Here is a 9,846-nt window from a genome sequence, read left to right as displayed (position 1 = left end):
CCTATCCAAAACTTTGCAACTGGAGTCGAGCGCTCACGGCTTGCCTCACACGCGCGGTCCGCTAAGTGAAGCAGGCACTTACACGTTTGGACGGGATATCCATGAGCCAGAGACCGCTTTCACCGCACCTCCAGATATGGCGCTGGGGGCCGCACATGTTCATTTCCATTCTTCACCGGGCAACCGGTGATGGGATGGCACTGGTTGGGCTGGGCATATTGGTCTGGTGGCTCGGAGCGCTCGCGAGTGGTCCTGAAGCTTACACCACGTTCGTCGATCTGATGACATCGCCGCTGGGCTATGTCGTCCTGGTCGGCCTGAGCTGGGCGTTCTTCACACACATGATGAGCGGGCTGCGCCACTTCGTTCTGGATATCGGTGCGGGCTATGAGCTCGACACCAATAAGATGTGGTCGATTGCCTCGCCAATCATCGCCGTGCTGCTCACGTGCGGGTTCTGGATGTTGATCCTCTTTCCCAAGGGAGCGCTGGCGTAATGGGTAACGGTACTTCCATCGGGAAAGTGCGCGGGCTCGGCTCGGCGCAGGAAGGCGCGCATCACTGGCTGGTGCAGCGCTTCACAGCCATCGGTAATCTGGTGCTGATGAGCTGGCTGCTGATCAGCTTCGTTATGCTCAGCGATCTCAGCTATTCCACCGTCAGCGCTTGGATCGCACAACCGATCCCGGCGACCGCGATGATCTTGCTTATCATCAGCCTGTTTGCGCATGCCCGCATGGGTCTGCAGGTGCTGATCGAGGATTATGTCCACGAAAGCGGATCGAAATTCGCGGCTCTGACCGCGCTCAATATTGCAGTTATCGGCGGAGGCGCGTTCTCGATCTTCAACGTCGCCCGCCTCGCACTCGGAGTTTCAGCATAATGGCCACTGCAGCGGACAACGATAAGGGTCCGGATCTCAAGGGCGCGTACAAGATTATCGATCACACCTACGATGTGATTGTGGTCGGCGCTGGCGGCTCTGGCTTGCGCGCGACAATGGGCGCAGCGGAAGCTGGCCTGCGCACCGCGAACATCTCCAAGGTCTTCCCAACCCGCTCGCACACGGTTGCGGCGCAGGGTGGCATCGCGGCGAGCCTTGGCAATAACACGCCCGATCACTGGACCTGGCACATGTACGACACCGTGAAGGGTTCGGACTGGCTGGGCGATCAAGACGCGATCGAATATCTTGCGCGCGAAGCGCCGGCTGCGGTTTACGAGCTGGAGCACGCTGGCGTTCCGTTCTCGCGGAACGAAGACGGCACGATCTATCAGCGTCCGTTTGGCGGCCACATGCAGAATATGGGCGCTGGTCCGCCCGTGCAGCGCACTTGCGCAGCGGCTGACCGGACCGGTCATGCGATGCTCCACGCGCTGTACCAGCAGAGCCTGAAATACGATGCCGACTTCTTCATCGAATATTTCGCGCTCGACCTGATCATGGCTGACGTGGACGGCGTGAAGAAGTGCGTCGGCGTGATGGCGATGTGCCTGGATGATGGCACGATTCACCGCTTCCGCGCGCAGTCGGTAGTGCTCGCCACCGGTGGTTATGGCCGCTGCTACTACACCGCGACATCGGCGCACACTTGCACCGGTGATGGCGGCGGCATGGTGCTGCGCGCTGGCCTGCCTTTGCAGGACATGGAGTTCGTCCAGTTCCACCCGACCGGCATTTACGGCGCGGGCGTGCTCATTACCGAAGGCGCGAGGGGTGAGGGCGGATACCTCACCAATTCCGAAGGCGAACGCTTTATGGAGCGCTATGCTCCATCGGCGAAGGATCTCGCATCGCGCGACGTCGTCAGCCGCTCAATGGCGCTTGAAATGCGTGAAGGGCGCGGTGTTGGTCCTGATGGCGATCACATCCACCTGCACCTCGACCATATCGATCCCAAGGTTCTGGCTGAGCGGTTGCCGGGTATCACCGAAAGCGGCAAGATTTTCGCCGGCGTCGATCTGACCCGCGAAGCGCTGCCGGTGACGCCAACGGTGCATTACAATATGGGCGGCATCCCCTGTAATTATCACGGCGAAGTCGTGACTTTGGGCGCGGACGGCAATCCGGACACGGTTGTGCCGGGCCTCTATGCTGTTGGCGAAGCGGCCTGTGTGTCGGTCCACGGGGCAAACCGTCTCGGCTCCAACTCGCTGATCGACCTCGTTGTGTTTGGCCGCGCAACCGGCCTGCATCTCAAGGAAAATCTCAAAGCAGGTGCAAGCCAGCCAGAGCTTCCGGGCGACAGTGCTGACTTTGCGCTCACCCGCGTCGATCACTTCCGTTATGCCGAAGGCGGCTCACCCACCGCAGCAATCCGTTCGGACATGCAAAAGGCGATGCAGCAGCACGCCGCCGTGTTCCGCGACACCGCGCTGATGGATGAAGGTGTTCAAAAGCTCGCCGATCAGAACAAGCGGATGGAAGACATCCACGTCACCGATAAATCGCTGATCTGGAACAGCGACCTGATCGAGACGCTGGAACTCGACAACCTGATGGCTCAGGCAAACGTCACCATGGCATCGGCCGCGAACCGCAAGGAAAGCCGAGGCGCGCACGCACACGAAGATTTCCCGGATCGCAACGACAAAGAGTGGATGAAGCACACCGTCGCATGGTTCGAAGGCTGGGGCGGACGCGGTTCAAACATCCGCTTGGATTACCGTCCGGTGCATGAGTACACGCTGACCGACGACGCGGAGTATATCGAGCCTAAAGCGCGGGTTTATTGAGTGCCCACGGCATCAAGATCGGAAAGCTACCTTGTGTAGAGCTTACCGACTACACAATCGGTGAAGTCTGTTTCAGGATGAAGGCGAGTGATGGATCAGCATTCAAGCTTCTAGTGAGCTCGGAAGGAATGACCGTCTATACCTCTGAGTCGTCTTCGGGACAGTCCGAAGGGAGCCCAGTGGTTATTGCAATCGATGACATTTGGAATTTGGCGTGCAGTAAAAACGTGAATCCAAAACCATTGGATGCACGCGCAGACGTGAAACGTTCTAGAATGTAGTAGCCCGTTCGTCCTGAGCCTGTCGAAGGACGTGCAAAACCGCCCGAGCTAGACAATGGCGTTCTACACTTACCTGCTCAAATGCGTGGATGGCTCATACTATTGCGGCCACACCGACCAACTTGAATTCCGCATCGGTCAGCACCAGTCAGGCAAAGGCAGCGACTACACCGCTCGCAGGCAACCAGTCGAGCTCGTATGGTCGCAGGACTTCCCGACCAGGCATGAAGCGCTCGCCGCAGAACGACAGATCAAGGGCTGGAGCCGAGCCAAGAAGGAAGCGCCTATTGCCGGGGATTGGGACCGGGTTCAGTTCCTGTCTCGGAGCGCGGACACCTAGAAGCACGTCCTTCGACAGGCTCAGGACGAACGTTTTCCTAGGCTATTTGTGGAGTGGATTTATCCCGCCTTACTTGGGACGCCCGCTACAGTGGTTGCGCTATTTTCGACCGAGGCCGCGCATTTGGGGCTGCTTGCACAACCAGATTGCTTGACCGAAGTGTCGATCAAAGGCAGCCTGCCCTGATGATCAAGCGTGCACTTATCTGTCTCGGCATGGCGGCCTGTCTTGCGTCTCCAATCCCGGCTGAGGATGCGGTGCCTTCGGTCAATCCAAACCAACCGCCGCCGCACACTTTGCCGTTTCCCAACTTGGCCACTGGCGAGAATCGCGAGGAAGCGCGCGCCAGCTTTGCGCTGGGACCGCAAATGCACCGAGGCCGAAGTGCGGCGGAAATTCTCGATCAGCGGCAGCGGCTCGATGCCGAACTCGCCCAGCTGCAGCCGCAGCGTCCTGGCACGGTCGATGCCTATGTGCTGACTATCGCGCTCGACAGCGACCCGGTGTTTGCCCGCGAAGTCCGAGAGGCCGGTCGGGTGCTCGCGCGGCGCTATGACGGGGCAGGGCGCACGCTTACGCTCGCTGGGCCGGACGGGACGCGCAACGATCTGCCACAGGGATCAATCGACGCGCTTATCGTTAGCCTCGCTAAGATCGCTGAAGTGATGGACCCGGAAGAAGACGTTCTGGTGATGTACTCAACCAGCCACGGCCTCGATCTGGGTCTGGCTTATCACTACGGCGACACCGGCTATGGCATCCTCAGCCCGCAGCGTTTCAAGTCGGTGCTGGAGGAACTCGGGATCGAGCGGCGCATCCTGATCCTGAGTGCCTGCTATTCAGGCGTGTTTATCCCGGAGGTTGCCAGTCCGGACACCGCGATCATGACTGCCGCTGCGAGCAATCGCACGTCGTTCGGGTGCGAGGCTGAGAACGACTGGACGTTCTACGGCGATGCAATGATCAATCGCGCGCTGCGCCAGCCTCAAAGCCTTGGCGATGCCGCGCGCGCTGCCGGTCGGTCAGTTGCCAAATGGGAAAGCGAGCGACGTCTGCTTGCCTCCCTGCCGCAGATGGTGATCGGGGACGGCGTGGCGGAATGGCTAAGCGAGCTTGAAGCCCGGATGCCGCAGACGGCTACTGAGCCGGTTGGACGTCCGGCGAACGGAGAATAGCACTTATTCCGAAGCGGCCTCAGCCCGCCGCGCTTCTGTGATCGTCACAGGCTCCGCCAGCATCTGGCCTTTCATCCACCCTTCGCCCGCGTCGGGATCGGTCGGCTGAGCATGGATCGCCTCGACCACAGCCATTCCTTCAATCACGTATCCAAAGACGGCATAGCCATTCTTCCATATCGGATCGTCTGAGTTCGGTTTGGCGTCCAGACCGGTCTGGTCCTGCACCATGATTGAAAAGTCGCCATTGGCGCTGCCCGGTTCGCCCATCGCCATGGAGAGCGCGCCGCGTGTATGGCTGAGGCCCGTCTCACTGGTCGGCTCGTGCTGGATGCCCGGGAGCACGCGTTTCGGGTCCCACTGCGTTCCGCCTTGGATCAACCCGTTTGGTTGCGGGCCCCATTCGATGTGCATCGCGCGGTAGAAGACGGTGCCATCGAAGCGGTCCTCCTCGATGTAGCGCAGGAAGTTCGCAGCCGTGATCGGTGCGCGCTCGGTTTCGAGCCTGACGGTGATCTCACCCAATGTGGTTTCGAGCACAACGTCTACAGTGTCGTATTCCGTGACAGGTTCAGGTTCCTCGATAGGTCCGGTTGGAGCAGTAGCGAGTGGCGCTGGAGTCGCGCCGCGCACTTCGAATTTCATCAGCAGGTTGCGCTGATTGCTGGAGAAGTTGTTGTCCGAAGCGAGGTAGAGAAAGGTTTTGCCCCGATGCTGGCGCACCGCGATCCCTTCGAAATTGTCGATCGTGAGCGGCGGAGCTATTTCGGCGAGCACCCGAGTTTCGCCCGACAACGACAGTTCAAGCACGCCGGCGCGGTTGCCGTAGTCGGAGCGATAACTGCGGAACAGGACATAGCAGGTGCCATCTGCCAGACAGGTGGCGTCGGTCGGCACGCCGCCATGCTCGGCCACTGCTGGTGGTGGCGTCAATGTGAATTGCGCCGCGCCGCTTGTATCGGTCCGCAGGCAATTCTGCGTCGCGGCATCGGCCTGCTCTGCGCAGATGAGAGCACCGCCTTCATAGGTGGCCAGCGTTTCGATGCCGCCATTCTCTGTCAGAGGAAGTTTCGTCAAATCGACTTGAAAAGAACCGCTTGAGGCTTGGCCGTCGATTGACCCGTACTGCCAAATACGATGATCTCGCTCGAACGCGACCAACCACGACCCATCCGGAGCGCGCGCGATCGCTTCTGCGTCGGCCTCTGATTTGCGTTTCAGCTTCTTGCCTTTGAGATCGAGCAATGGCCCGCCGGAAACGGTCAGGACATCGACCAGTTGGCCCTGAATTTCGTCCGGGGTGATGGTCAGCCAGCGCCCGTCATCCAGAACGGCATAGAGCCGGTCCTCATGCCATTCGAGCCCGGAGATACCGCCGAGCTCGTACTCGCCCGGTTCGATCACGACCCCGCCGCGATAGCTCAGTTCACCCAAGTCACTGGTTTCTGGATTTGCGGAGTCGAGCTCCACCGGCTCTGTCAGCGGAAGAACGTCGTCCTGCGCTATGGCGGGACTTACGATGAAACAGGCGAGGGCGGTAAGAACGAAGGCTCTGAATGTCATTCGTCGCATCATATCGGGCATTTATCGAGGGACAAGCTGCCTGAACAATCATTCATGTGGGCTTCATGTTTACAGCCGTAGTCGATGTGCTTACAGATGTAATCGTGAGCAGGTGAGGAGGAAGCCGGTGTCCGATTCCGAAGAGGTAAAGCCTGAACGCATCAGCGAGGCCGAGCACGCCGTAATGGAAGTGCTGTGGGATCGCGGAACTATCTCAGCCACTGAGGTGTGCGACGAAATTTGCGAAGATCGCGGTTGGAGTTTGGCTACGGTCAAGACGCTGCTTTCGCGCCTTGTCCAGAAACAAGCCATTGCCACGCGGCCCGATGGTCGCCGGTTTCTCTACAGTCCTGTGATCGCCCGCTCTGACTATGTCGGCGGTGAATCGCGCCGCCTCGTTGACCGACTGTTTGGCGGAAAGGCCGCTTCGCTGGTCGCGCATCTCGCAGAGACAGAAGCGCTGAGCGAGGACGACCTCACAGAGATTGAAGCCTTGTTGAAGGAGCTGAAGCAATGACCGATTGGCTCTTCGACACGCTGCTTTGGACCGCTGCACTGATCGCGCTGGTCCTCTTCATCCGCCGCCCAATCGCGCGCTGGCTTGGTCCGCAGACCGCCTATGCTCTGTGGGCAATCCCGGCTCTGCGGCTGATCCTTCCGCCACTCGAGTTACCCAACTGGCTCGCGCCAGCCCAGAGCGCGCCAACACAAGAAACCACCTCGACTTTCCTGATCCTCGGCCCTGCCACTCCAGTTGCGACACAAGAGGCTGTTGCGGGCTCGACGGAGGCGGCGACCGATAATGCCATGTCTATTACCCCGCAGACCTTGCTCGATGCCGCACCTTGGCTAGAGCTCGGTTTTGTTGCCTGGCTTATCGGCGCCGCCATTTTTATGTATCTGCGTTTCTCCGCCTATTTCAAATTGCGGAGTGAGTTGCTCTCCGATGCGCGTGAAGTGGGCAAGGCGGGTAAGATCCGCTTGGTGGAAACACCTGGAACGAAAGCCCCGCTAGCTTTCGGTGTGCTCGATCCTGTGATCGCTATGCCGGAAGGTTTCATGGCGCAGCCTGACCGCACAGCGCGTGACCTCGCTCTGGCGCATGAAATGGCGCATCACGAAGGCCGCGATCTGCTGATCAATGTCGCAGTGCAGCCACTCTTCGCGCTGCATTGGTGGAACCCGCTGGGCCGCTATGGTTGGCTGGCACTCCGCCGCGACCAAGAAGCCGCCTGCGATGCCCGAGTGGTCGCTTCCAAACCGGCCGAAGACCGCGCCGTCTACGCCAACCTCATTGCCAGTTTTGCCGCCGGCCCGAACGTAGCGCTCGCCGCCCCGATGGCGTGCCCGGTGCTGGGCGACAAATCGATTATTCACCGTTTAAGGAGCCTGACCATGTCCGACCAAACCCCCCGCCGCCGCATTGCCGGCCGCGCCCTTCTTGGCTTCGGAGTGCTCGCTCTGCCGCTGACCGCCTCGATCAGCTACGCCGAGAGTCAGGCACCCGAACCTCCCGTAGCGCCTGCTGCGCCACTGGTCAGCGCGGTTGCCCCGGCTGCGCCCAAACCTCCTGCGCCGCCGTCACCGCCAGAAGCACCGAAGGTTGAGAAAGACGTCAAGATTATCACGATTGATCCCGGCGCGAGTGAAAAGGTCAAAGTCGAAACCAGCAGCAATGTGTTTGTTGTGAGCGATGTCGACGTCGAAGAAGACCGGAAGATGACCAACCGGACTCAGAACATTCGGATCGTAAACTCCGGTCGCAAGATGAGCCAAGCAGAGATGGATGAAATCCTCGCCGAAGTTCATGTGAGTCTGGCCGAAGCCCAGAAGGAGTTGGAGAACGTACCGGTTCTGATCCAGGAAGCATTGGTCGAGGTCGAAACCGACATGCAGTCCGTTGGCAAGACGGTCGTCAAAATGGAATGCCGCGGTGACAACGACGAAGTTGCCACGGTCGAGGAACACGAGGGGCAGGTCCGCAAGGTCTATCTGTGCCAGGCGCGTGTGATGGCGCATGCGCTCGAAGGTTTGAAAGAAGCACGCAGCGCAATCGCCAAGAACCGCGAGATTCAAGGCAAGATGCGCCGCGACCTGCTCGAAACGCTCGATGAGCAGATCGAAAACTGGGAAGACAATATCGACACCTGATCTCCAGCCTCCGATAGGCACCAGGATTTGACGGCGGGCACGATTAGAGTGTCCGCCGTTTCTGTATGGACAATTCAGATAGAATTCATTTCATCGCCCCCAGAGAACGGTTCGTCTCACATTCAGGAGGATGAACAATGGCTGGTGAGCGAAGCCCAGGAATAAAACTCTTACTCGTCGGAATGATCGGTGCGCTGCTGATCATTCCCCTCGCGATGGTCTATTGGTTGGTGAGCGATCGCCAGCATCAGGCCCGCGTCGCGCAAAATTCGATCACCGCTGGATGGGCCGGGGCGCAGGTGGTGGCAGGACCAATGTTGGTCGTGCCCTACATGGTCACGCGCACCACCAACGAAGTGGTCGACGGGAAGACCGTGACACGCCGAACCGAAAGTCGCCAATTGCTCTACATTTCGCCGAGCGAGCAAAATCTCGAAACCGAGATCGACCCGGAAGTTCGCTCGCGCGGGATTATCCATCAATCGGTGGTTTACGATGCCGCGATTACCGGATCGGCTCTGTTCAACATGCCGGAAGACCTCGACCGCCTAGGGATTGAGACCGACCAGTTGCTTTTGGACGAAGCGGTTCTTCAGCTGGCGATCTCCGACCCGCGCGGGCTCCAGACCGACGCGACGCTTCTGCTCGGTGGGGAACGTTTGGACTTGCGGCCTGGATTGGGAAACAGCCAGTCTGGCACGGGGGTTCACGCGTTTCTCGACTGGTCTGATGGCGAGCAGATCCTGCTGGACTTCGGCTATGGCCTTCGAGGCAGTAGCGCGTTCAGCATGGTGCCAAGAGGAGAAGAATCGAACTTCAACGTAAAATCGACTTGGCCGCATCCGAGCTTTTCCGGCGATTTCCTGCCCGGTGAAAGCGACCGTGAAGCAACCGCCGAGGGATTCTCGGCGAGCTGGTCAATCTCCAACCTTGCGCTTGGGCAGTCTTTGGTGAGCACGTCTGCCCCGGCATTGCCAGTTGCATACGGAGACCCGGTAGAGCCACGCTATATCGATGAAGCCAGCGGCTCAGGTGATCAGATTGCCACGATTGCGCTGATGGAGCCGGTCGACCTTTACAAGCGGGTTGAGCGCTCGCTGAAATACGGGTTCCTGTTCATCGGCTTCACATTCCTCGCCTTCCTGATGTTCGACATCGTTGCAGGCGCGCGTGTGGCTTCGGCGGAGTATTTGCTGACCGGAGCAGGGTTGATCCTGTTCTTTGTGATGCTGCTCGCGTTTTCAGAGATGATCGGATTTGCGTGGGCCTATATAGTCGCAAGTGCAGCGATCATTGGGCTGCTAACCAGCTACAGCGCAGCGGTGCTGGGCGGTTGGCGGCGGGCTGGCTTCATCGCGGCGCTGCTGGCGGGCCTCTATGCCGTTCTCTACGTCCTGCTCAATCTTGAAGCATGGTCGCTGGTGATCGGTTCGTTGATGCTGTTCTTCGCGCTGGCTGGCGTGATGTACGGAACGCGCAACATCGAATGGTCGAAAGTGACCATGGGCGAGGGGCCTGTCGATTTAACTGGCAGCGAAGAACCGGAGGTGGGTTCGGTCCCCGCATAGAGCGGGACTTCGCAAATGAAGAGGCCGGGGCG

The 9,846-nt window shown here is 59.5% G+C and carries 9 protein-coding genes; 8 read left to right on the top strand and 1 reads right to left on the bottom strand.

The genetic code is table 11. The features are described 5' to 3' along the window. The first annotated feature begins 101 nt into the window (after positions 1 to 101). The 5 genes from sdhC to Q0837_RS07120 all read left to right on the top strand — a co-directional run bounded on the left by sdhC (position 102) and on the right by Q0837_RS07120 (position 4,532). Positions 102 to 497, top strand: coding sequence for a succinate dehydrogenase, cytochrome b556 subunit (sdhC, locus tag Q0837_RS07140; protein WP_298466883.1), 396 nt, complete (start codon positions 102 to 104; stop codon positions 495 to 497). Further along, entirely contained in the window at positions 497 to 883 is a 387-nt protein-coding gene (gene sdhD, locus Q0837_RS07135) for a succinate dehydrogenase, hydrophobic membrane anchor protein (RefSeq protein ID WP_298466880.1), read from the top strand. Before sdhC ends, sdhD begins: the two co-directional genes overlap by 1 nt. Then, on the top strand, positions 883 to 2,736 hold the full coding sequence (sdhA, locus tag Q0837_RS07130; protein ID WP_298466877.1) for a succinate dehydrogenase flavoprotein subunit: 1,854 nt from the start codon (positions 883 to 885) through the stop codon (positions 2,734 to 2,736). The genes sdhD and sdhA overlap by 1 nt, the downstream gene beginning before the upstream one ends. Before the next feature lie 336 nt (positions 2,737 to 3,072). Beyond that, on the top strand, positions 3,073 to 3,357 hold the full coding sequence (locus Q0837_RS07125) for a GIY-YIG nuclease family protein (protein WP_298466874.1): 285 nt from the start codon (positions 3,073 to 3,075) through the stop codon (positions 3,355 to 3,357). Positions 3,358 to 3,542: 185 nt separating this feature from the next. Further along, a complete protein-coding gene (locus Q0837_RS07120; protein ID WP_298466871.1) occupies positions 3,543 to 4,532 on the top strand; it encodes a C13 family peptidase in 990 nt (329 codons plus the stop codon). 3 nt (positions 4,533 to 4,535) lie between these two features. On the opposite strand, the gene Q0837_RS07115 is transcribed toward Q0837_RS07120, so the two are convergent. Next, positions 4,536 to 6,095, bottom strand: a complete 1,560-nt coding sequence (locus Q0837_RS07115) for an esterase-like activity of phytase family protein (RefSeq protein WP_298466868.1) — start codon at positions 6,093 to 6,095, stop codon at positions 4,536 to 4,538. A gap of 127 nt (positions 6,096 to 6,222) precedes the next feature. On the opposite strand from Q0837_RS07115, the gene Q0837_RS07110 reads away from it, so the two are divergent. The 3 genes from Q0837_RS07110 to creD all read left to right on the top strand — a co-directional run bounded on the left by Q0837_RS07110 (position 6,223) and on the right by creD (position 9,814). Beyond that, positions 6,223 to 6,612 carry a BlaI/MecI/CopY family transcriptional regulator gene (locus Q0837_RS07110; RefSeq protein ID WP_298466865.1) on the top strand — a complete coding sequence of 130 codons (390 nt, stop codon included), beginning with the start codon at positions 6,223 to 6,225 and terminating at the stop codon, positions 6,610 to 6,612. Continuing rightward, positions 6,609 to 8,246: a M56 family metallopeptidase gene (locus tag Q0837_RS07105; RefSeq protein WP_298466862.1), complete on the top strand. Its 1,638-nt coding sequence runs from the start codon at positions 6,609 to 6,611 to the stop codon at positions 8,244 to 8,246. The genes Q0837_RS07110 and Q0837_RS07105 overlap by 4 nt, the downstream gene beginning before the upstream one ends. Positions 8,247 to 8,383: 137 nt before the next feature. After that, on the top strand, positions 8,384 to 9,814 hold the full coding sequence (creD, locus tag Q0837_RS07100) for a cell envelope integrity protein CreD (RefSeq protein ID WP_298466860.1): 1,431 nt from the start codon (positions 8,384 to 8,386) through the stop codon (positions 9,812 to 9,814). Positions 9,815 to 9,846 lie beyond the last annotated feature (32 nt).

Source organism: uncultured Erythrobacter sp. (assembly GCF_947499705.1).
GTDB lineage: Bacteria > Pseudomonadota > Alphaproteobacteria > Sphingomonadales > Sphingomonadaceae > Erythrobacter.
Note: the sequence above shows the minus strand (reverse complement) of the source record. Positions and strands in the feature narration are given on the sequence as shown.